Annotated in this window: 19 protein-coding genes and 1 other RNA gene; 2 read left to right on the plus strand and 18 right to left on the minus strand. The window is 72.1% G+C overall.

Annotation, left to right across the window (positions count from 1 at the left end; genetic code table 11):
- Nucleotides 1-23: 23 nt before the first annotated feature.
- The 11 genes from Q5694_RS15990 to Q5694_RS16040 all read right to left on the minus strand — a co-directional run bounded on the left by Q5694_RS15990 (nucleotide 24) and on the right by Q5694_RS16040 (nucleotide 12,677).
- Nucleotides 24-854: an anti-sigma factor family protein gene (locus Q5694_RS15990; RefSeq protein ID WP_333933629.1), complete on the minus strand. Its 831-nt coding sequence runs from the start codon at nucleotides 852-854 to the stop codon at nucleotides 24-26.
- Complete coding sequence (locus tag Q5694_RS15995; RefSeq protein ID WP_010039908.1) at nucleotides 854-1,375, minus strand: sigma-70 family RNA polymerase sigma factor; 522 nt, start codon at nucleotides 1,373-1,375, stop codon at nucleotides 854-856. Before Q5694_RS15995 ends, Q5694_RS15990 begins: the two co-directional genes overlap by 1 nt.
- Nucleotides 1,376-1,728: 353 nt before the next feature.
- Nucleotides 1,729-2,322: a CGNR zinc finger domain-containing protein gene (locus Q5694_RS16000; RefSeq protein WP_333933644.1), complete on the minus strand. Its 594-nt coding sequence runs from the start codon at nucleotides 2,320-2,322 to the stop codon at nucleotides 1,729-1,731.
- A gap of 154 nt (nucleotides 2,323-2,476) precedes the next feature.
- Complete coding sequence (locus tag Q5694_RS16005; RefSeq protein ID WP_333933645.1) at nucleotides 2,477-3,628, minus strand: uroporphyrinogen-III synthase; 1,152 nt, start codon at nucleotides 3,626-3,628, stop codon at nucleotides 2,477-2,479.
- A gap of 117 nt (nucleotides 3,629-3,745) precedes the next feature.
- Nucleotides 3,746-5,131 (minus strand): nitrate/nitrite transporter, encoded by a 1,386-nt coding sequence (locus tag Q5694_RS16010; protein ID WP_333933647.1) that lies wholly within the window; start codon nucleotides 5,129-5,131, stop codon nucleotides 3,746-3,748.
- Between the two features lie 176 nt (nucleotides 5,132-5,307).
- Nucleotides 5,308-6,549 (minus strand): acyltransferase family protein, encoded by a 1,242-nt coding sequence (locus tag Q5694_RS16015; RefSeq protein WP_333933649.1) that lies wholly within the window; start codon nucleotides 6,547-6,549, stop codon nucleotides 5,308-5,310.
- The gene (locus tag Q5694_RS16020; RefSeq protein ID WP_333933650.1) at nucleotides 6,546-8,744 is read right to left on the minus strand and encodes a bifunctional polysaccharide deacetylase/glycosyltransferase family 2 protein; all 2,199 of its coding nucleotides are present in this window, start codon (nucleotides 8,742-8,744) and stop codon (nucleotides 6,546-6,548) included. The genes Q5694_RS16015 and Q5694_RS16020 overlap by 4 nt, the downstream gene beginning before the upstream one ends.
- A 710-nt stretch (nucleotides 8,745-9,454) precedes the next feature.
- The gene (locus tag Q5694_RS16025; RefSeq protein WP_333933651.1) at nucleotides 9,455-10,471 is read right to left on the minus strand and encodes a hypothetical protein; all 1,017 of its coding nucleotides are present in this window, start codon (nucleotides 10,469-10,471) and stop codon (nucleotides 9,455-9,457) included.
- A 165-nt stretch (nucleotides 10,472-10,636) separates the two neighbouring features.
- Nucleotides 10,637-11,602, minus strand: a complete 966-nt coding sequence (locus tag Q5694_RS16030; protein ID WP_333933652.1) for a LysR family transcriptional regulator — start codon at nucleotides 11,600-11,602, stop codon at nucleotides 10,637-10,639.
- Nucleotides 11,603-11,635: 33 nt separating this feature from the next.
- Nucleotides 11,636-12,418 carry a hypothetical protein gene (locus tag Q5694_RS16035; protein ID WP_333933653.1) on the minus strand — a complete coding sequence of 261 codons (783 nt, stop codon included), beginning with the start codon at nucleotides 12,416-12,418 and terminating at the stop codon, nucleotides 11,636-11,638.
- 13 nt (nucleotides 12,419-12,431) lie between these two features.
- Complete coding sequence (locus tag Q5694_RS16040) at nucleotides 12,432-12,677, minus strand: hypothetical protein (protein WP_333933654.1); 246 nt, start codon at nucleotides 12,675-12,677, stop codon at nucleotides 12,432-12,434.
- A gap of 239 nt (nucleotides 12,678-12,916) precedes the next feature.
- Here Q5694_RS16040 and Q5694_RS16045 point away from each other — a divergent pair, with 239 nt between their 5' ends.
- Nucleotides 12,917-14,152 (plus strand): MFS transporter, encoded by a 1,236-nt coding sequence (locus tag Q5694_RS16045; RefSeq protein WP_333933655.1) that lies wholly within the window; start codon nucleotides 12,917-12,919, stop codon nucleotides 14,150-14,152.
- 55 nt (nucleotides 14,153-14,207) lie between these two features.
- On the opposite strand, the gene ssrA is transcribed toward Q5694_RS16045, so the two are convergent.
- The 5 genes from ssrA to ftsE all read right to left on the minus strand — a co-directional run bounded on the left by ssrA (nucleotide 14,208) and on the right by ftsE (nucleotide 18,112).
- Nucleotides 14,208-14,596: a transfer-messenger RNA gene (ssrA, locus tag Q5694_RS16050) on the minus strand.
- A 98-nt stretch (nucleotides 14,597-14,694) separates the two neighbouring features.
- Nucleotides 14,695-15,177 carry an SsrA-binding protein SmpB gene (gene smpB, locus Q5694_RS16055; RefSeq protein WP_333933656.1) on the minus strand — a complete coding sequence of 161 codons (483 nt, stop codon included), beginning with the start codon at nucleotides 15,175-15,177 and terminating at the stop codon, nucleotides 14,695-14,697.
- A 46-nt stretch (nucleotides 15,178-15,223) separates the two neighbouring features.
- A complete protein-coding gene (locus Q5694_RS16060) occupies nucleotides 15,224-16,396 on the minus strand; it encodes a S41 family peptidase (RefSeq protein WP_333933657.1) in 1,173 nt (390 codons plus the stop codon).
- A gap of 68 nt (nucleotides 16,397-16,464) precedes the next feature.
- Nucleotides 16,465-17,382 carry a permease-like cell division protein FtsX gene (ftsX, locus tag Q5694_RS16065; protein ID WP_333933658.1) on the minus strand — a complete coding sequence of 306 codons (918 nt, stop codon included), beginning with the start codon at nucleotides 17,380-17,382 and terminating at the stop codon, nucleotides 16,465-16,467.
- Between the two features lie 40 nt (nucleotides 17,383-17,422).
- A complete protein-coding gene (gene ftsE / locus Q5694_RS16070) occupies nucleotides 17,423-18,112 on the minus strand; it encodes a cell division ATP-binding protein FtsE (protein WP_184910525.1) in 690 nt (229 codons plus the stop codon).
- A 291-nt stretch (nucleotides 18,113-18,403) separates the two neighbouring features.
- On the opposite strand from ftsE, the gene Q5694_RS16075 reads away from it, so the two are divergent.
- Nucleotides 18,404-18,595 carry a hypothetical protein gene (locus Q5694_RS16075; RefSeq protein WP_333933659.1) on the plus strand — a complete coding sequence of 64 codons (192 nt, stop codon included), beginning with the start codon at nucleotides 18,404-18,406 and terminating at the stop codon, nucleotides 18,593-18,595.
- A gap of 116 nt (nucleotides 18,596-18,711) precedes the next feature.
- Here Q5694_RS16075 and Q5694_RS16080 read toward each other — a convergent pair whose 3' ends face one another.
- Nucleotides 18,712-19,368 carry a hypothetical protein gene (locus tag Q5694_RS16080; RefSeq protein WP_333933660.1) on the minus strand — a complete coding sequence of 219 codons (657 nt, stop codon included), beginning with the start codon at nucleotides 19,366-19,368 and terminating at the stop codon, nucleotides 18,712-18,714.
- A gap of 291 nt (nucleotides 19,369-19,659) precedes the next feature.
- Nucleotides 19,660-20,766 (minus strand): peptide chain release factor 2, encoded by a 1,107-nt coding sequence (gene prfB, locus Q5694_RS16085; RefSeq protein WP_333933661.1) that lies wholly within the window; start codon nucleotides 20,764-20,766, stop codon nucleotides 19,660-19,662.
- Between the last annotated feature and the right edge of the window lie 54 nt (nucleotides 20,767-20,820).

Genomic DNA, 20,820 nt, shown 5'->3' on the forward strand with positions numbered 1-20,820 from the left:
TACGCCAGGGGGACCCGGCAATGCTACGCGTCGACCTCGACGAGCCGCTTGCCGTCGAAGGTCACGACCTCGAAGTGGTCGATGTCGTTCGGCTGGAAGGCGGCACCGCCCTGGACGTACAGCGGCTGCTTGGCCTTCTCCGTCTCGGCGTCGGGCAGGCCGTAGCCCCACTCCGGGACGGACCAGGAGGCCAGCGTCTCCCGCTCGCCGTTCTTGCCGACGGCGACCAGGGCGCACTTGAGGGGGCCCTTGACGTTCTTCAGCTCCGTGACCGTCCCGGTGCCCCAGTCCTTCTTCTGGAGGGCGACCGTCGCGGTCACCTTGGTGGTCGGGTCGGTGGCCGTGATCTTGTCGGAGATCCCGTCGAAGGCCGCCTTGGCGGGGCTTGCCGCGAGCGGGCGGTTCTGCGCGCCGCCACCGTCGTCACCACCGCTGGTCGCCACCGCGACGAAGGGACCGCCGACGATCAGCGCACCGGCCGCGGCCACCATGTAGAAGCTGCGGCGGCGCTTTCGGGCGCGACGGTCGGCGACCTCGTCGACCAGTTTCTCCACCAGGCGGGGCCGGGGCTTCGCGGACAGCGAGTCGCCGATGGCGGGGGTGCTCCCGGAGCCGGGCAGGTCGGCGAGGGCGGCGAGCATCGGCTCCATGCCGGCCAGCTCGTCGAGCTGCTGGGCGCACCACTCGCAGGTGGCGAGGTGGGCCTCGAAAGCGGTTGCTTCGGCGTCGTCGAGGATGCCGAGGGCGTACGCGCCCACGGTCTCGTGCTCGTTCGGCACCGGAGATTCCTGCATGGGGCCAGACATACCCATGCCTCCCGCACCGAACCCTTGGTTACCCCCGTAAACACTCATCACGCCGTCACCCCCCGCTCCTCCAGTGCCAGCTTCATCGAACGCAGGGCGTAGAACACCCTGGAGCGGACCGTGCCGCTGGGTATGCCCAGGGTCTCGGCCGCCTCATTGACGGTACGCCCCTTGAAGTACGTCTCGACGAGCACCTCCCGGTGGGCGGGGGTCAGGTCGTCGAGTGCGTCCGACAGAGTCATCAGCCACAGCGCCTTGTCGATCTCGTCCTCCGCGGGGATGACCTCCAGCGGCGACGGGTCGACCTCCTGCGGCCGGGCCTGCCGGCTGCGGTGGCCGTCGATGACGATGCGCCGGGCGACCGTCACCAGCCAGGGGCGTACCGAACCGGTCGCCCGATTGAGCTGACCGGCGTTCTTCCAGGCACGGATGAGCGTCTCCTGCACCACGTCCTCGGCGCGCTGCCGGTCTCCGGCGACCAGGCGCAGGACGTAGGCCAGCAGGGGTCCGGCGTGTTCGCGGTAGAGCGCACGCATCAGCTCCTCGTCGGGTTCCGAGGGCTGGGACATGCGATGTCGGGCCCTCGGTGCTCGTTCATTGGCCACGACGGAATCCTTGCGCACGCCCACCTCCGATGTCCGGGGGTTCCCCCAGTCGGTCGCTCGACAAGCCGTACGCACAAGAGGCGTTGGGTGTTCAAAGCGAGGAGGCAGTTTTCTTCCGGGTGACGTGACGGAGGGGGACATGGGTGCACATTCCCACCCCCCGTTCTTTACAATTCCGCCACACGGACGAGATCGGGCCCGCTTGTCCCTACGGGAGCGTAGGTAAACGGTATGTGTCCCTAATCACTTCGGGCGCGCATGCGCGAAAGTGGCAATCAGGACAAGGAAATCGAGTGCACGGACCACTCAATTCCGTTTCAGGGACGGGCCAGTGCCGCGCGGCGGCGGTGCCGGGCGACGCGCTCGCGGTTGCCGCAGACCTCGCTGGAGCACCACCGCCTCCTGCGTCCCCGCGAGGTGTCCAGGTACACGAGGGGGCAGTTGTCCCCCTCGCACTGCCGCAGCGCCGCGCGGGCGACCGGGTCGGTCAGCAGGTCCACGGCGTCCCGGGCGACCACCGCGAGCAGGGCGGCGCAGGCGGGCGGCGCGTCCAGCCGCCGTACGAGCCCGTCCTCCGGGTCGCGTTCCGCGCGCGGGGCCGGGGGCGCGGTGCAGGCCAGGTCGTTGACGCGGGCGAGCGCGAAGTCGTACGTGCTGACGCCCGCGCCGGGACGGCCGCGGACCAACCGGTCGATCTGGTCGCGCAGTTCGCGGAAGGCCGGGGGCCAGCCGGCGTCGGCGTGGCCCAGCGGCGTGCCGGCCGGGACGAGTCCGGAACCGGTGATCCAGGCGCGCAGCACGTCCACGGAGTGCAGCCGTTCCTCCGGGTGCGTGGTGGAGAGCAGATCGAGGCAGATCCGCCCGGCGTCGAAGCGCAGCTCGTAGGGGGCCGTGGCCGTGCCCAGTGCCATGTGCCTGTCACCGCCTAGGGTCGGTGAGACGCCAGTGAGAGGGCCGGGAAACCGGTCCCTCTTACAGTGCCTGCCCCGGAGCCCGCCGGAAAGACCTGCGGCGCGGGCGGCGTACGGCCCGGCACGCCCCGCACCGGGGGCGGCGGAGCCCCCCTCACCCGTCCGCGTACTTCGTCTCCGCCGCCGGGTCCAGGGCCAGGCGGTAGCCGCGCTTGACCACCGTCTGGATCAGCTTCGGCGTGCCCAGGGCCGTGCGCAGACGGGCCATGGCCGTCTCCACCGCGTGCTCGTCACGGCCGGAACCGGGCAGCGCCCGCAGCAGGTCGGAGCGGGCCACGACCCAGCCGGGCCGGCGGGCGAGGGCGCGCAGCAGCGACATGCCGGCCGGCGGGACGGGCCTGAGGTCGCCGTCGACCAGGACGGCGTGGCCGCGGATCTCCACCCGGTGCCCGGCGACCGGCAGCGAGCGCGCCCGGCCGGGGAGTTCCCGGCACAGGAGCTGCACCAGCGGGCCGAGCCGGAACCGCTCGGGCTGGACCGTGTCGATGCCGCGTGCCTGCAGCGGCAGGGCCGTGACCGGTCCGACGCAGGCGGGCAGGACGTCGTGGCCCAGGGCCGCCAGGAGCTCGGCGAGCAGTCCGCGTTCCTCCGCGCGCGACAGGAGGGAGGCCGCGGCCGGGGCGCTGGTGAACGTCACGGCGTCCAGCGCCCGGGCGACGGCCGCGTCCAGGAGGCGGTCGACCGGGGCGATGTCCTCCGGGGGCATCCAGCGGTAGACCGGCACGCCGACGACCTCGGCCCCGCCCTCGCGCAGCGACTCCACGAACCCGGGCAGCGGCTCGCCGTGCAGCTGGACGGCGATGCGCAGGCCGTCGACGCCCTCCTCCAGCAGCCGCTCCAGCACCTCGGCCATGGACTCCGACGACGGCGACCACTCCTCGGTCAGCCCGGCCGCCCGCACCGCGCCCTTGACCTTCGGACCGCGCGCCAGGATCCGCACACCGCCCAGCCGGGAGAGCAGGTCCTCGCCCAAGCCCCAGCCGTCCGCCGCCGCCACCCAGCCCCGGAAGCCGATCGCGGTGGTGGCGACCGCGACGTCCGGTGCCCGCCGGACGATGTCCTCGGTCGCGGCCAGCAGTTCGCCGTCGTCGGCGAGGGGCACGATCCGCAGGGCCGGGGCGTGCAGGACGGCGGCACCGCGGCGCCGCAGCAGCGCCCCGAGCTCGTCGGCCCGGCGCGCGGCCGTGACGCCCACGGTGAAGCCCGCCAGGGGGCCGTGGTCCGGTCGCTGTTCTTCCTGGTACATGGCTCTCGTCCCGCACTCGAGTCGTCGTACTGCGTCGGTACGGCGTACCTGCATGCCGGTCGAGCCTGTCAACGGCTCGTGACAGGCCCGGTTCGGCGGGATGTCGTCGGTGTTACGTCACACGTCGGCGTAGCTGAGCTGGGGCTTCGCCTCCGCGGCCGACGCGGTGACGGGCACGCGGGGAGCCGTACGGCGAAGGTATACGGCCCAGGTGATCACGAAGCAGACGGCGTAGAAGGCCAGGAAGGCGACGAACGCGCCCGTGCCGGAGCCGTAGGAGAGGAAGGACTGGCGGAAGGCGAGGTTGATGCCGACGCCGCCGAGCGCGCCCACCGCGCCGATCAGCCCCATCGACGCGCCGGACAGCCGCCGCCCGTACGCCGCCGCCTCCTCGCCGGTCAGCCCCTTGGCCAGCGCCTTGTTCTGGAAGATGCCCGGGATCATCTTGAACGTCGAGCCGTTGCCGAGCCCGCTGAGCACGAACAGCACCACGAACGCCCCGGTGAACAGCGCGAGCGACTTCGCGATGGAGGCCCCGACGAGGACCGCCGTCGCGGCGGCCATGGCCACGTAGTTGTACAGGCTGATCCGCGCCCCGCCGAACCGGTCGGCGAGCCGCCCGCCCACGGGGCGGATCAGGGAGCCGAGCAGCGGACCGAGGAAGGTGACGTAGGCGGCCTGCAGCGGGGTGCGGCCGAACTGGTTCGTCAGGACCTGGCCGAAGGCGAAGCTGTAGCCGATGAAGGAGCCGAACGTGCCGATGTAGAGGACGGCCATGATCCAGGTGTGGCCGTCCCGGGCGGCGTCCTTGGCGGCACCGGTGTCGTTCCTGACGTGCTCCAGGTTGTCCATGAACAGCGCGGCCAGCACGGCGGCCAGGACGATCAGCGGGATGTAGATGCCGAGCAGCACGCGCGGGCCGCCGCCGGCGCCGATGATGCCGAGCGCGACGAGCTGCGCCACCGGCACGCCGATGTTGCCGCCGCCCGCGTTCAGGCCGAGCGCCCAGCCCTTCTTCCGCAGCGGGAAGAAGGCGTTGATGTTGGTCATGGAGGAGGCGAAGTTGCCGCCGCCGACACCGGCGAGGAGACCGACGAGCAGGAACGTGGAGAAGGACGTACCCGGTTCCATCACCGCGAAGGCGGCGACGGTCGGGATCAGCAGCAGGGCCGCGGAGACGATCGTCCAGTTCCGGCCGCCGAAGACCGCGACGGCGAAGGTGTAGGGGACGCGGACGACGGCGCCGACGAGGGTGACCATCGAGGTCAGCAGGAACTTGTCGGCCGGGGTCAGTCCGTACTCCGGGCCCATGAACAGCACCAGCACGGACCACAGGGTCCAGACCGAGAAGCCGATGTGCTCGGAGAGCACGGAGAACAGGAGATTGCGGCGCGCGACCCTCTCCCCCGTCTCCTTCCAGAACGTCTCGTTCTCCGGGTCCCAGTGCCGGATCCAGCGTCCGCCCCTGCTCGGGGGTGCGGGTGCCGTGCCAGGGCCTGTCATGACGCCTCCACTGTGCTCCGGGGCTCGCTCGTGCTCGAGTGACTGGTCCCGAAGGTAGGGAGGACGCGTTTCCTGTCTGTGGCACCCGGTGACCGGCAGGGAACGTTGCTCTCACCCCGGGCGCGGGCGGGATGAGAGGTGCCGGTTCCCTCACGGCCGCCCGGCCCGGGGCCGGGTCAGCCGGCCGCCGCCGGCCGCCTGCGGCGCCCCCGCCCGCGGCCCCGGGTCCCGCCCCGCGCGTCACCCGCGGGCCACAGCCGGGGGCGCTGCCTGGCGGCCAGGTCCTCCACCCAGCCGAAGGCGAGGACGCAGCAGCCGATCAGCACCCACACCAGGACCAGCACCGGCCAGACGCTCTCCAGCAGGCCCGGCACGTTCTCCTCCAGCACCGGAAAGCCCCACAGCCGGTCCCAGAGGGTCGCGGCGACGAGGATGCAGGTGTTGTGCCAGAGGTAGATCGTGACGGCCCGCGAGTTGAGCAGGGTGATCGTGCCGGCGAAGGCGCGCAGCCTGCGCGGCCACTGCGACCAGGACGGGCTGACGTGCAGCAGCACCAGCACCGTGCCGAACGACCACAGGGCCTGCGCCAGGGGCATGCCGTCCAGGTCGTTCCCGGGGCCGAAGTCGTGGTGCAGCGCGTACCACAGCCCCGTCAGGGCGATGACGGGCGCCACCGAGGGAACGACGTAGCGCGGCAGCCGCTCCAGGACGCCCTCCTGGTGGGCCATGCCGAGGATCCAGCAGGCGCCGAAGGTGGAGAAGTCGGTGAGCGCGGAGGGGACCCGCTCGCCGGGCAGCGTGAGCCAGCTCTGCTCGAAGGCCACCGCGAGGGCGAGCGGCATGAGGATCGTGACGGCCGGCAGGGCGCGCAGGGCCTTCAGCAGCAGCGGGGACAGCAGCACGTACCAGAGGTAGGCGCGGATGTACCACAGCGGACCGGCCAGCTCGGCGGCCCAGTTCTCACCGATGAGGCCGTGCACCCCGGGCAGGCCCTCGGCGTGGGGCGGGTCGCTGAACGGGACGATCCAGAAGGCCAGGTGGAGCCACCACCAGCCGGGGTGCCCCTCGTCGCCCGGCCCCCAGCCCTGCAGGACCATGCCGGTGACGCCGACGACGCCCAGCAGCCACAGCGGGGGCAGCAGCCGGCGCATCCGGCCGCGGATCACCCCGGCGGCCGGGCGCTTGAGCGAACGGGCCATGAGGTTGCCGGCGAGCGCGAACATCACGCCCATGGACGGGAACACCAGCGGCAGCCAGGCCCAGCCGGTCAGGTGGTACAGCACGACCCGGAACAGCGCGAGGGCGCGCAGCAGGTCGAAGTACCGGTCGCGCACGGGCGGGCGGGCGGCGGCCGGCGCGGCGGGCGGGGCCTCGGGGGCGGGCGCGGCCCCGGGGGCGGGGGTGGTGCGCGTGCTCATGCCACCGGCCTCTTCTCCCTCGTCTGCTGCGGGGTGCCGGGTGCGGTGCCGGGTGCGGGCAGGCCGACGGCTCCGGTGCGGCGCAGCTTCTGCCAGCGCAGCCGGCCGCCGGTGAGGGCGGTGATCCAGGACTGGAGCAGGACGACGTACATGAGCTGGCGGTAGAGGAGCTGCTGGAGCGGCAGCGAGACGAGGTGGGTCATGCGTTCCTTGTCGAGGTGGAACGCGTAGGCCGCGCACACTCCCTGCACGGCGAGGACGCCGAGCCAGGCGCCGATGGTCTTCTCGGTCGGGCCGAACACCAGCCCGTACAGCAGGAACACGTCGATCAGCGGGGCCAGCAGGGGCGCCACGACCATGAACAGCGACACCAGCGGCAGGCCGACCCGGCCGAAGCGGCCCGAGTGACCGCGGTCGAACAGGGCCCCGCGGTGCTTCCAGATCGCCTGCATGGTGCCGTACGACCAGCGGTAGCGCTGCGACCACAGCTGCTGGACCGACTCGGGTGCCTCGGTCCAGGCGACGGCGTTCTCCGCGTAGACCACGTGCCAGCCGTCGCGGTGCAGCGCCATGGTGATGTCGGTGTCCTCGGCGAGCGTGTCGTCGCTCATGCCGCCGACGCGCTCCAGTGCGCTGCGCCGGAACGCGCCGACCGCGCCGGGGATGGTGGGCATGCAGCGCAGCACGTCGTACATGCGCCGGTCGAGGTTGAAGCCCATGACGTACTCGATGTGCTGCCAGGCGCCGATGAGCGAGTCCCGGTTGCCGACCTTGGCGTTGCCGGCGACGGCGCCGACGCGCGGGTCGCCGAAGGGCTGCACGAGTTCGCGGACGGTGGTCGGCTCGAAGACGGTGTCGCCGTCCATCATCACGATCAGGTCGTGCGTGGCGTTGGCGATGCCCCGGTTCAGGGCGGCGGGCTTGCCCGCGTTGAGCTGCCGGACCACGCGCACGCCGGGCAGGTTCAGGTTCTCGACGATGCGGGCGGTGCCGTCGTTGGAGCCGTCGTCGACGACCAGGATCTCGATGGGGTGGTCACTGGCCACCAGGGAGCGGACGGTCTGCTCGATGCACTTGGCCTCGTTGTAGGCGGGCACGAGCACGGACACCGGTTCGGTGACGGGCTCGCCCCAGCGGAAGCCGCGCCGCCGTACCCGGCGGGCGTGCGCGATCGACAGGATCAGCATCAGCCCGAGGCGGGCGAGGACGAGGACGCCGACGACCGCCAGGCCGGCGACGAGGACCTCGGTCGTGTGCTCGGAGGCCTGCACCAGGAAGACCCACGCCTCGCCCTTCAGCGCGTCCAGCCCGCTGACGGGGGTGTGCGCGCTGGGCGCGTCCAGCGCGGCGGTGAGGGTGTGGAAGCGGTAGCCGCGGTCCTGCAGCCCGGAGATGTACCGGTCGAGGGCGGCCACGGTCTGGGAGCGGTCACCGCCGGAGTCGTGCATCAGCACGATGGCGCCCTTGCCGTCCTTCGGGGTGGCGTTGCTGATGATCTTCTCGACCCCGGGCCGGCGCCAGTCCTCGCTGTCGCTGTTGTTGACGACGGTGAGATAGCCCTTGCTGCCGATGTACTCGGTGACCGGCCAGGAGTTGTTGTCCATGTTGCGGGCGAACGAGGAGTAGGGCGGCCGGAACAGCGAGGTGCGGATGCCGGCGGCTCCGGCGAGCGCGAGCTGGTTCTGCGACAGCTCCCAGTCGACGCGGCTCTTGTCCTGCAGCGCCAGGTCGGGGTGGTTGAAGGTGTGCAGTCCGATCTCGTGGCCCTCGTCGACCATGCGCTGGACCAGGTCCGGGTGGCGGGAGGCCATGGTGCCGGTGATGAAGAAGACGGCGTGGGCGTCGTGCTTCCTCAGTACGTCCAGGACCTTGGGCGTCCAGACGGGGTCCGGCCCGTCGTCGAAGGTCAGCACCAGCTCGCGGTCGGGGAGTTCGTGACTGGTGGGCTTGTCGCCGCGGGTGTCGATGACCGGCCCGCCCTCGAGGATGTCCTTCGGCACCCGGTCGCTGGCGGCGGGCGGTCCGACCCGGTGGTCGGCGAGGATCTCGCTGCGCACGTATCCGCGCAGCATGAGCATCGCCATGAGGGCGACGAGGAGGAGCAGGGGCAGCAGCAGGCGCATGGGCAGACGCCGGCGCCCGGGCCCCCCGCGAGTGCGGGAAGCGGGCCCGGACGGGCGGGTACGGGAAACCATGGGTGGTGGTACTCCGGGTGGTGCGGAAGGGAGTGGTACGGGGACGGGTCGCGGCGGACGGTGAGGCCGGCGGAGACGCCGGTGCGGAGGTACGGGCGGGCAGTCGCCGTCCCGGCGGGCCGCCCGGGGTGGGGGCGGAGCCGCGGTTCCCGGCCGCCGGTGAGCGACGGGTGACGTCCGGCCGCCGACCGCCGGAAGGGGCGAACGGCAGGTCCTCGGCCGCCGAGGCGGGCTGACGAACGGGCCACGGCCACCGGGAGGGCGGGCGGGTCGGCCCTCGCCGACTGCGGCGCGGGATCTCGGGGCGGCGAGCGCTGGGTGTCGCGCCGTGCGGCCGTCCGGTCGGCGCGGGTGATGCGGCCCGCGCAGCGCGATCCGGCCGCTCCGGTCTCCCGCTGATCGAACGAAAGCCGCGGGCCGGTCTCCCGCTGATCGAACGAAAGTCTCGGGCCGGTCTCCCGCTGATCGGGCGAAAGTCTCGGGCCGGTCTCCCGCTGATCGAGCGGGAGCTTCGGCCCCGGTCCGGCGATCCGGTGGCCCCGGGATCGGCCCGGGCCCGCGTTGCGGCCGGCACGGCTGCGGGCGAAAGTCTCGGGTCGGTCTCCCGCTGATCGAGCGGGAGCTTCGGCCCCGGTCCGGCGATCCGGTGGCCCCGGGATCGGCCCGGGCCCGCGGTGCGGCCGGCACGGCTGCGGCCGGCACCGGCGAGGTCAGGCGGCGGCGGGCGTCTCGGTCACCGGCTCGGCCGTGGCCGGGCCGTCCGCCACGGTGCCCGTGTCGCCGCCGTCCCCACCGGTGCCCGTCGTCGCGGTCGGGGACGGCGTGGCCTCGCCCGTCGGCGTCGGGTCGGTGGCCGGCGTGCTCGGCGGGTCCGCCGGTTCGGTCGGCGTCGGGTCGGCCGGGCCGGTCCCCGGCCGGGGAGTGGCCCGGGTCGCGGTCGGCGAGGGCTTGGCCGGGGCGCCGGAACGTCCTGGCCGGGCCGTGGTGGCGGGCGCTGCGGTGCTGGGGCCGGACGCGGGGGCCGTGGCCCCGCCGGTGACCGGGACGGCGTCCGGCACGGAGGCGCCGGGCTGTTTCGTCGGTGCCGCCTCCGCGGGCGGGGGCGAGCTGTCGACCTTCTCGGCGGGCTGCTCCTCGCTCTTGCCGGGTACGGGCAGCCAGGGCGCGTTGGAGTTCCCGGACAGCAGCGTGGCGACGATGACCACGGCGTACACGCCGCAGGCCAGGGCGACGACCACGCCGATCCGGCGCAGGCGGCGGCTGCGGCGGCCTGACTCGTCGACGAAGACGGGCCGGTCGCCCGATCCGTCGGCGCCCGCGGCCGGGCCGTCCTCGGCCTGCCGGAGGCGCCCGTCGCCCAGCTGCACGGCGTCGAGCTGGACGGTGACCTCGTGCGGGTCGTGGGCACCGGCGGGGACGGGGACCTCTCCGGCGGGAGCGGGGTCTTCTCCGGCGGGGCCGCTCTCCTCGGGTTCCCGCCAGGGGTCGCGGACGGCCGTGCGGGAACCGCGGCCCGGGACGAGCGCGTCGGCCTCGCCCTCGCTCTGCCGGGGGATGCCCGGCAGGATCTCCGCCCCGGCCGGGAGCGGGCCGCTCGCACGGACGTCGTCGTCGGCGAGGGCCTGTGCCGCTCTCCGCTCCCGGACTCTTCCGTCGGCCGCGATCTCGCTCGTCGCCGACGCGGCCTCGGGCCACTCCGGTTGGGCGTCTTCTCGCCATTTCGTCACGCGCACGCACTTCCCCCCACGGGATGGTTCAGGTGCGCTTTCGACCTGAGCACCCGCCGTCGGACCGGGCCCCCACCCGTCCGAGCGCCCCCTCTTACCACAGCGTGCTCAGGCGTCGAATGTAGCGCACACAACGATTGTGTGTGGGCGTCGTGACGAACTGTGTCAGCGGTGAGACAGCATGAGGACATCGTCGTCGGCCGGAATCCATCCCCCGGCGGGCCGTCGCAGCCAGTCCTCGTCCGCCGCGAGGCGGGCCGCCGCCCGGCGCAGCGCGTCCAGGGCGGGATGGGTCAGCCCCTTGCGCCAGACCAAGGACAGCGGGGACAGCGGCACGGGGTCGACCAGGGGCCGTGACACGGTCGACGGCAGCGCGGGGAAGTCGACGACGGTCAGGACCGGGGTGCGTGTCCGGGCCATGATCCGCTGGAACTCCTCCTCGCCGACGGCGAGCGGCGCGGGCGGCGCCAGTTCGATGCCGTGTCCCTCGAACAGGAGCCGGGCGAGGCCGGTCCACTCCGGCGTCCGGGGGTTGCCCGCGCCGGCGTAGACGGTCTCGCCGGCCAGCGCCGCGAGCGGCACTTCCTCCAGCGCGGCCAGCCGGTGGGCCTCGGGCAGCACGATCGCCATCGGCTCGTAGCGCACGGGCTGGTGGACGAGACCGGCCCGCAGCGCCGGGTCCAGTCCGGCGAACCGGCCGAACGACGCGTCCAGCCGTCCCGCGAGCAGTTCACCGGCGGCACCGGTCAGGCCGCTCTCGTAGCGGGCCATCAGCTCCTGAGCCGGGGCGAGTTCACGGGCCAGGTGCAGCACCCGGCGGGCGGTGGTCGGACCCGGGGAGTTGAGGTCGACCAGCAGGGGGCGGGCCTGGCCGAAGGCGGCGAGCAGTTCGTCCTGCGCCTGGAGCACCCGCCGGGCGTGGGGCAGCAGCCGCTCGCCGTCGGGCGTGAGCGCCACCTGCCGGGTGGTCCGCACGAACAGCTCGGCCCCCAGCTCCCGCTCCAGTCGCCGGACGTCGCGGCTGAGTGCCTGCTGGGCCACGTGCAGCCGGACGGCGGCACGGGTGAAGTGCAGTTCCTCGGCGACGGTGGCGAAGGCGCGCAGGAGACGGGGGTCGAGGTGGGCCGGCATGCCGCGAACCTACAGCGGCCGGCGGCCGGGCGGTCAGCCGGTCCCGCGAGGGCCGCCGCCCTGGCCCGCGGCCGTCTTCGCACCGGCCGGCGCGGAGGTGCCGCCCCGGTGCCGGGGTGCCGACCGCAGCGGCGGACGGGTCAGGGTGATCTGGCGGACGACCTGCTGGAAGCAGGCCAGGGCGGCGATGCCGGGCAGGGCGGCCGCGGCGGTGCCGAGGACGGTCCTGGGTGCCTGGACGACGCAGAGCAGCACGGCGACGCACGAGAAGACCAGCACCACGCACCAGGAGTGCGCGGCACGGCGCTGGTGCAGGGCGGCCCGCAGCACGGACAGGGAGGCCACCAGCCAGGGCCCGTACACCAGCAGGGGCCACCACTGGCGCAGGCCCCTCGTCTCGGGTGAGACGGCGACCAGGCGGAGGGGGTCGTAGGCGACCATGCCGCTCAGCAGGCCCACGGCGGCGGCGATGACGGCCGCGAGCGAGGCGACGGCGAGGCTGGTGGTGCGGAAGACGCCCCGACTCCTGCGGACGCGGACCTTGCGGTGACGCCGGGGGACCTCCCGCACGGGGGGCAGTTCCTCGGTGATGTCCTGGAGCCGCTGCATGTGGGTGTCCGGCGCCGGGTGGGCGGCCGGACGCGGCGGTTCGTCACGCGGGGTGGGGATCCTCGTCTGCTGCCCGAGGGCCTCCTCGAGGATGAACGCCAGTTCCTCGGCCGGATCCCAGGTCGGGTCCGGGGGCGTCAGGGGTGTGATGAAATCCCGGGCCGGTGCGCGGTGCCGGCCGGTGCCTTCGATTCCATGCTCGTACATGACGCGACCCCCGCTAATTCGCGAGAACCAGGGCGGGCCATTCCGTGGCACTGATCCAGCGGCGGGCGAGATCCTTCTCCAGGGTGCTCATGGTACGGATGAAATCGCGCAGCACCGGTTCGGTCACCCGCAGTGCGACCGGGCAACCGCCTCTGGTGAGCGTGCCGTTGACGGTGGCGGACGAGTGCGCTGGAGCGGGAATGTAGGTGTACGGCCCGAGCGTTACCGCCCAGCCGTCTTTCCTGGTCGCCTCGGTCATGTACCGACTAACCGTCGCCTCACACCGGCGGATGCGCGGCAAAAGGGTGAAGGATGGGCGTGAATGAGCATCTTATTCATGCGCCATGAGAAGCATTAGGGCCCTCCATATCTCTGTATGAAGAACAAGGAGCGAATCTTTTTCGCCACGGCCTTCCGGGCCGTTTCACAACACAGGTGCGTGAGTCCGCACGGAACAGGTGTTGGACGTGCCGATCACCGGCGGGTGACGGTGGCCGCATGTCCCGCATCACCCCGTACCGCCGCCTGTTCAGCCTGCCGGGCACCCGTGCCTTCACCGCCGGGAACCTGCTGGCCCGGCTGCCGATGGGCATGTTCAGCGTCAGCGCGGTCGTGATGATCGCCGGTGCCCGCGACTCGTACGCGCTCGCCGGTGCCGTCACGGCGACGGGGCTGGCGGCGACGGCGGTGGTCGCCCCGTGGACGGCGCGCCTGGTGGACCGGCACGGACAGGCCCGGATCGCCCTGCCCGCGACGGTGTTCGCCGCGCTCGGCTTCGTCGCCCTGCTGCTGTGCGTCCGCCTGGACGCCCCGGACTGGACGCTGTTCGCCTCCTACGCCGCCACCGCCACGACCCCGAACACCGGCGGAATGGCCCGGGCGCGCTGGGCGCATCTGCTGGCCGGCGACGCGAAGGCCCTGCACACCGCCAACTCCTTCGAGCAGGCCGCGGACGAACTGTGCTTCATGCTGGGCCCGGTGCTCGCGGCGTTCCTGTGCACGACGTTCTTCCCGGAGGCGGGCACGCTGACCGGGGTGGTGCTGCTGCTGACGGGCATGGTCCTGTTCACCACCCGGCGGGCGACGGAGCCGCCGGTGGCCGCGCGGGTGCCGGCGCGAGCGCCCCTGAGCGCCCCCGGCATTCCCCCGCTGCTGGTGGTGTGCCTGGCGATGGGGGCGGTGTTCGGCGCGACGGAGGTCGTCACGCTCGCGTTCGCCGACGCGCAGGGGCACCGGACGGCGGCGGGTGTGGTGCTGGGGCTGCAGGCGGCGGGCTCCTGCGCGGCGGGCCTGCTGTACGGGACCGCGCGGCTCACCGGGCCGGCCTCCTCGCGTCTGCCCTGGTGCCTGGCGGCCATGACGGGCCTGCTGACCCTCCCCCTGCTCGCCGCGTCCGTCGCGGGTTCGCTGCCGCTGCTGGCCGCGGCGCTGCTGGTCGCCGGGATGGCGACGGCCCCGGCCATGGTCACCACCATGACGCTGGTGCAGCAGCGCACGCCGGAGGGCCGGCTCAACGAGGGCATGACCCTCGCGGTGACCGGCCTGCTGGGCGGCATCGCCGGCGGCAGCGCGATCGGCGGCTGGACGGTGGAGCACCTGACGCCGGCGGCGGGCTACGCGATCCCCCTGGCAGCCGCCGCCACGGCCCTGCTCCTCTCCCTCCCCACGACCAGGTCCCCCCACCGCCCGCCCGCCCCCCTCATCCGGACCCGACCAGGGCGGCGGACGACGTGACACATGACGAAGGCCCCGCCACCGAGGAGTGGCGGGGCCTTCGCCCACATGGGATGAGTGGAGATGGCGGGAATCGAACCCGCGTCCAACGGTGCAGAACCAGGGCTTCTCCGTGTGCAGTTCGCTGTGATTTTCTCGGCCCCGGCGATCACGCGAACAAGTCGCCGACGGGCCCAGTCACTGTTTGGTTTCCCATCGAACCCCGTGACCGGGCTCGATGGTTTAGTTCCCTAGCTTATGCCAGGATCCGGGTCGGGAACGTCCCCGGGCTGACACCCATTAAGGGTCCTTCACTCACTGCTTATCAGGCAGCGAGGGCGAAGGACTGGGAATCGCGCTTGGTGTTGGCGATTATTTTTTGCGACATATGGTTTACGAGATCATTGCCGCTTCCTCGACACGCTTCCCCTGCTTCGACATCCGCTGTCGAAACCGATCATCCCCATGTTGTGTTGACAATCCCCTCCGGAGAGGGGCCCGCACCCGCCGTGGGGTGCACGCACCATCGTACGTGACCAACGCCGGTCGGTGCCAGCTATTCCCTACGCCCCGCGCTGCCTGCGCCGTACCGCCGAGATCGCCCGCTCGGTCTCCCGCCTGTCCTGCTTCTCCCGGAGCGCCTGGCGCTTGTCGTACTCCTTCTTGCCCTTCGCCAGCGCGATCTCGACCTTGGCCCGGCCGTCCTTGAAGTACAGCGCGAGGGGCACGATGGTGTGGCCCGTGTCCCCCGACTTCGACTCCAGCTTGTCGATCTCGGAGCGGTGCAGCAGCAGCTTGCGCTTGCGCCGCGCGCTGTGGTTGGTCCAGGTGCCCTGGCTGTACTCCGGCACGTGCACGTTGTGCAGCCACGCCTCGCCGTCGGTCAGCTGGACGAAGCCGTCGACCAGTGACGCCCTTCCCTGGCGCAGCGACTTCACCTCGGTGCCGGTGAGGACCAGGCCGGCCTCGTACGTGTCGATGACGAGGTAGTCGTGCCGCGCCTTCTTGTTCTGCGCGATCAGCTTGCGCCCTTTTTCCTTAGCCATAGTGCCGACCATTTTCGCACTACGCGGGGGCTCGGGGGAAAGCGGATTACGGGTGGTTCGCCAGACCCCGCAGCACGGACTCGGCGCGCTGCAGGGCGCCCTCGTCGGTCTCCAGGTCGGGGGTGATGCCCCGCCCGTCCACCGCGCGCCCGGAGGGGGTGCGGTAGTGGCCGACGGTGAGCTCCGCCACGGAGCCGTCGGGCAGCCGGGCGGGCATCTGGACCGAGCCCTTGCCGAAGGTGCGCGAGCCGACCACCAGGGCCCGTCCGCGGTCCTGCAGGGCGCCGGTGAGCAGCTCGGCGGCGCTCATGGTGCCGCCGTCGACGAGCGCGACCAGGGGCCGGGTCGTGTCGCCGCCGGGCTCGGCGTGCAGGGCGCGTTGCTCACCCTCCACGTCGTAGGTGGCCACCAGGCCGGCGTCGAGGAAGGCGGAGGCGGCGGTGACGGCCTCGGTGACGAGGCCCCCGGAGTTGCCGCGCAGGTCGAGGACGATCCCGGCGCCGCGCGGGGCCCGCCGGACGGCGTCGCGCACCTGACCGCCGGAGTTCTTGGTGAAGGTGTCCACGTCGATGAGGGTGAGGGCGCCCGGCAGTTCCCGGACGGTGACCGAGTCGGTGGACAGCCGGGTCCGGCGCAGGGTCTCGGTCCAGGTGCGGCCGTCGCGTTCCAGGCCGAGGCGGACGGTGGTGCCGGCGGGGGCGTCGGTGGCGTCCCCGCGCAGTAAGGAGACGACCTCCGTGACGGGACGGCCGTCGGTCTTCTCGCCGTCGACGCTGCGCAGCAGGTCCCCGGGGCGGATCCCGGCACCGGCCGCGGGCGAGCCGGCGCGCACCTTCGTCACCTCGACGCGGCCGTCGCGCTCGCTGCCCGCCCACAGGCCGACCCCGGTGTACCGGCCGTCGAGGGCGTCCTCGAACTCCTCGTACTCACCACGGGAGTAGACGGCGGCCCAGCGGTCGCCGCTGCGGCTGACGGCCCGTCTCGCGGCCTCCACGGGGGACTTGCCGTCCGCCATGGCCTCCTCGGCCGCCCTGGCGACGTCCGCGTGGCGCGCGAGCGGGGCGGCGGCCGAACGGGCCTCGTCCGGCGCGGACTTCCCCTCGCCCTGGGGCAACGCCCCGGTGGCCGCACCAGCGACGAGCACGCTCGTGAACACCAAGGTCAGGGCGGCCCCGCGGCGGATGCGACGGGGCTGACAGAACGGGTCACGACCTGACATGCCGGTGAGTCTAGGACAAGGGGAAGGGCCGTACGGCCGGTTGACCGTACGGCCCCTCTTGGCGTGCGTCACACCTTCAAGTACTTGCGCAACGCGAAGAACGCGGCCAACGCCGGCATCAGCAGGCTGGTGGCGAGGATGAGCGGCAGCTTCGTCAGGACGGCGTCCCACCCGATGAAGTTGATCAGCGTCAGCTGGTCGGCCAGGGCCAGTCCGTGGTCGATGAGGAAGTACCGGGCGATCAGCAGGAAGGCGCACGCGAGGGTGCCGCCGATGAGTCCGGCGACGGCGGCCTCCATGATGAACGGCGCCTGGATGTAGAAGCCGGAGGCGCCGACCAGGCGCATGATGCCGGTCTCCCTGCGGCGGCTGAAGGCCGAGACGCGCACGGTGTTGACGATCAGCATCAGCGCGACGACCAGCATCAGCGCCATCACCGCGCGGGCGGCCCAGTTCATGCCGTTCAGCAGCTTGAAGAGGTTGTCCAGCAGGCCCTTCTGGTCCTGGACGGACTGCACGCCGTCGCGGCCGTTGAAGGCGGTGGCGATGACCTGGTACTTCTCCGGATCCTTCAGCTTGATGCGGTAGGACTCCTGCATCTGGTCCGGTGTGAGGGAGGCGGCCAGCGGGGAGTCGCCGAACTGCTCCTTGTAGTGCTTGTACGCCTGGTCCTGCGTCTCGTAGGTGACCGTCTCGACGACGTTCATCTCGTCCAGGTCGGCCTTGATCTGCTTCTTCTGGTCGTCGGTCACCGCGCCCTTGGCGCACTTGGGGTCCGACTCGGCGTCGCTCTTGTTGCAGAGGAAGATCGAGACGTTGACCTTGTCGTACCAGTAGCCCTTCATCGTGTTGACCTGGTCGCTCATCAGGAGCGACCCGCCGAACAGGGCGAGCGACAGGGCGACGGAGACGACGACGGCGAAGGTCATCGTCAGGTTGCGGCGGAGACCGACGCCGATCTCCGACAGGACGAACTGGGCGCGCATGGCGGCTGGTTATGCCTTTCCGTGGATCTCGGGTGCGGTCTCAGTGCTGGTAGCCGTAGACACCGCGGGCCTGGTCGCGCACGAGCCGGCCCTGCTCCAGTTCGATGACGCGCTTGCGCATCTGGTCCACGATGTTCTGGTCGTGGGTGGCCATCACCACGGTCGTGCCCGTGCGGTTGATGCGGTCGAGCAGCTTCATGATGCCGACGGAGGTCTGCGGGTCGAGGTTGCCGGTGGGCTCGTCGGCGATGAGCAGCTTCGGCCGGTTGACGAACGCCCGCGCGATCGCGACGCGCTGCTGCTCACCACCGGACAGCTCGCCGGGCATCCGGTCCTCCTTGCCGCCGAGGCCGACGAGGTCGAGCACCTGCGGCACCGACTTGCGGATCTCGCCGCGGGACTTGCCGATGACCTCCTGCGCGAAGGCGACGTTCTCGCCGACCGTCTTGTTCGGCAGCAGGCGGAAGTCCTGGAACACGGTTCCGAGCTGGCGCCGCATCTGCGGCACCTTCCAGTTGGACAGGCGGGCGAGGTCCTTGCCCAGGACGTGCACCTGTCCGTGGCTGCACCGCTCCTCGCGGAGGATCAGCCGCAGGAAGGTGGACTTTCCGGAGCCGGAGGACCCCACGAGGAAGACGAACTCGCCCTTCTCGACCTCCAGGGAGACATCCCTGAGGGCGGGGCGGGTCTGCTTGGGGTAGACCTTGGAGACATTGTCGAATCGGATCACGGATGCACCACGGGTCGCCGGGGGTAGATGAGCGTGACCTTACGCGAACCGGGCAGGGGGCCGCAGTCACCGGTCGCGGTTGCGCAGCCGATGTGCCGTTTTGTACGTCCGTCGGGGGCGCGGGGGGCAGCGCGCGCGGGCGCGGCGAGCCGGGCCCGCGGAGCCGTGCGACCGCCCACACGTTCGGCGGCGACCGCGCGGCACGCCCGGGAACCTGGCACAGTGGAGGGGGGAACATTCCCGTCCCCCCACACGTTGGACACGTGGAACCGGCGCAAGGAGGGCGAGCGCATGACGTACGACCGGCTGGTGTGCGCGAACTGCGCGGCCCCCGTGAGCGAGGGCCGCTGCCCCGTGTGCCGCGCGAACCGCGAGCGCCTGCAGCAGGAGAACTTCCTCGGGAATCTGAACCCCATGGCGCTGATCGCCCTGCTGACGGTGCTGATCGCGGCCGTGGCACTCCTGGCGCACCAGACCGCGTGACGTCGTAGCGGCCCGCCCGCGACGGCAGCACACCCGGACACGGCCGAGGGCCCGGAGCGTGACGCTCCGGGCCCTCGGTGCTGCGCTGTGCCGACGGTGCCCCGCGGGCGCCGTCGTCAGGCGGCGGCGCCGCCGCGGCCGCCGGCGAGACGCGGCAGCAGACGGAAGCCGACACCGCCGGCGATCATCGTGGCGGCGCCGATCACCAGGAAGGTGGTCTGCGCGGCGCCGGTCTCGGCGAGCTCCTCGCCGTTGCCCCGGGCCTGCGGCGCGGGGGTGTTGTCCGAGCCGGTGTCGGTGAGCGCGGAGGAGCCCTCCTGCTGCGGGGAGGTGCCGCCGTCGGGGTCGGCCGCGTTGCCGCCGCCGTTACCGCCGCCGTTCCCGTTGCCGTTGTCGCCACCGCCGCCGTTGCCGCCGCCGTTGCCGCCACCGTTACCGCCGCCGTTGCCGTTGCCCGGGTCGGACGGGACGTCGGTCGGGTCCTCGGTCGGCTCGGTGGGCACGTCCGTGGGCTCGGGGTCCACCGTGGGCTCGGGGTCCGTGGGGCCCGGGTCGGTCGGGGCCGGGTCCGTCGGCAGGTCGGTCGGGATGCCCGTCGGGGCCGGGTCGGTCGGGGCGGGCTCGGTCGGGTCGTTGCCGACGTTCACACCGACACCGACGTTCACGCCCAGGTCGAGAGCGGATGCGGCACCCGCCGCGGTCAGCGAGGCACCGGCCGCGATGACGGCACCGGCCGCTATGCGCGCGACACGGATCCGCGTCTTCTTCGTCATGTGGTTGCTACCCCCAGTAGCTCATCGTCATTAGGCAGCGCTCGGGGCTGTGCTCGACGGGGACGGCCGCGGTGAGAGGGCCCCCCGGTTCACATGCGCCCCGCAGACACGCATGCCGCGCTTCACCCTTCCCACTTTTCAAGAACACGTCAAGGCCGTTTGCTGGCGCCATGTCCGACTACGGGAGCTATGCCGGGAGTTCGGATGTGTGGATGTGACGCAGAACCCGGACAGGCACATACGGAAAAGGCAACTGCCGCCCGGTGGGCGGCAGTTGCCTTGTCGACAAACTTACTTCTCCTGCTGCTTGCGCCAGCGAATTCCGGCCTCCAGGAACCCGTCGATCTCACCGTTGAACACGGCCTCCGGGTTGCCGACCTCGAAGTCGGTGCGCAGGTCCTTGACCATCTGGTACGGGTGCAGCACGTACGAACGCATCTGGTTGCCCCACGAGTTGCCGCCGTCGCCCTTCAGGGCGTCCATCTTGGCCTGCTCCTCCTGGCGGCGGCGCTCCAGCAGCTTGGCCTGGAGGACGTTCATCGCCGTGGCCTTGTTCTGGATCTGCGAGCGCTCGTTCTGGCAGGAGACCACGATGCCGGTCGGGAGGTGGGTGATGCGCACCGCGGAGTCCGTGGTGTTCACGCCCTGGCCGCCGGGGCCCGAGGAGCGGTAGACGTCGATGCGCAGTTCGGACTCGTCGATGTCGACGTGGTCGGACTGCTCGACGACGGGGAGCACCTCGACGCCGGCGAAGGAGGTCTGGCGCCGGCCCTGGTTGTCGAAGGGCGAGATGCGCACCAGCCGGTGCGTGCCCTGCTCGACGGAGAGGGTGCCGTAGGCGTAGGGCGCCTGCACGGAGAAGGTGGTCGACTTGATGCCGGCCTCCTCCGCGTACGACGTCTCGATGAGCTCCGTCTTGTAGCCCTTCTGCTCCGCCCAGCGCAGGTACATCCGCTGCAGCTTCTCGGCGAAGTCGGCGGCGTCGACGCCACCGGCCTCGGCGCGGATGTTGACCAGCGCCTCGCGGGAGTCGTACTCGCCGGACAGGAGGGTGCGGACCTCCATCTCGTCCAGCGCCTTCTTCACGGCGGCCAGCTCGGACTCGGCCTCGGCGCGGGTGTCCGGGTCGTCCTCCTCCTCGGCCATCTCGAAGAGGACGCTCAGGTCGTCGATGCGACCGCGCAGGGCCTCGGCCTTGCGCACCTCCGCCTGGAGGTGGGACAGCTTGCTGGTGATCTTCTGCGCCTCATCGGGGTTGTCCCACAGGGACGGCGCGGCCGCCTGCTCCTCGAGCACGGCGATGTCTGCCCTCAGCTTCTCGAGGTCCAGAACGGCCTCGATCGACTCCATGGTCGAGGAGAGGGACTTGAGCTCTTCGGATACATCGACGACTGCCACGCCCTCCAGCGTAACGGCTCCGCCCGGCGGCCATCGCCGGGCGGCCGTCACGGG

Source organism: Streptomyces sp. AHA2 (genome assembly GCF_036857595.1).
Lineage (GTDB): Bacteria > Actinomycetota > Actinomycetes > Streptomycetales > Streptomycetaceae > Streptomyces.

Coding starts and splice junctions, on each gene's coding strand:
- Q5694_RS15990 (WP_333933629.1), bottom strand. CDS start 854: ATGAGTGTTTACGGGGGTAACCAAGGGTTCGGTGCGGGAGGCATGGGT.
- Q5694_RS15995 (WP_010039908.1), bottom strand. CDS start 1,375: ATGTCCCAGCCCTCGGAACCCGACGAGGAGCTGATGCGTGCGCTCTAC.
- Q5694_RS16000 (WP_333933644.1), bottom strand. CDS start 2,322: ATGGCACTGGGCACGGCCACGGCCCCCTACGAGCTGCGCTTCGACGCC.
- Q5694_RS16005 (WP_333933645.1), bottom strand. CDS start 3,628: ATGTACCAGGAAGAACAGCGACCGGACCACGGCCCCCTGGCGGGCTTC.
- Q5694_RS16010 (WP_333933647.1), bottom strand. CDS start 5,131: ATGACAGGCCCTGGCACGGCACCCGCACCCCCGAGCAGGGGCGGACGC.
- Q5694_RS16015 (WP_333933649.1), bottom strand. CDS start 6,549: ATGAGCACGCGCACCACCCCCGCCCCCGGGGCCGCGCCCGCCCCCGAG.
- Q5694_RS16020 (WP_333933650.1), bottom strand. CDS start 8,744: ATGGTTTCCCGTACCCGCCCGTCCGGGCCCGCTTCCCGCACTCGCGGG.
- Q5694_RS16030 (WP_333933652.1), bottom strand. CDS start 11,602: ATGCCGGCCCACCTCGACCCCCGTCTCCTGCGCGCCTTCGCCACCGTC.
- Q5694_RS16035 (WP_333933653.1), bottom strand. CDS start 12,418: ATGTACGAGCATGGAATCGAAGGCACCGGCCGGCACCGCGCACCGGCC.
- Q5694_RS16040 (WP_333933654.1), bottom strand. CDS start 12,677: ATGACCGAGGCGACCAGGAAAGACGGCTGGGCGGTAACGCTCGGGCCG.
- Q5694_RS16045 (WP_333933655.1), top strand. CDS start 12,917: ATGTCCCGCATCACCCCGTACCGCCGCCTGTTCAGCCTGCCGGGCACC.
- smpB (WP_333933656.1), bottom strand. CDS start 15,177: ATGGCTAAGGAAAAAGGGCGCAAGCTGATCGCGCAGAACAAGAAGGCG.
- Q5694_RS16060 (WP_333933657.1), bottom strand. CDS start 16,396: ATGTCAGGTCGTGACCCGTTCTGTCAGCCCCGTCGCATCCGCCGCGGG.
- ftsX (WP_333933658.1), bottom strand. CDS start 17,382: ATGCGCGCCCAGTTCGTCCTGTCGGAGATCGGCGTCGGTCTCCGCCGC.
- Q5694_RS16075 (WP_333933659.1), top strand. CDS start 18,404: ATGACGTACGACCGGCTGGTGTGCGCGAACTGCGCGGCCCCCGTGAGC.
- Q5694_RS16080 (WP_333933660.1), bottom strand. CDS start 19,368: ATGACGAAGAAGACGCGGATCCGTGTCGCGCGCATAGCGGCCGGTGCC.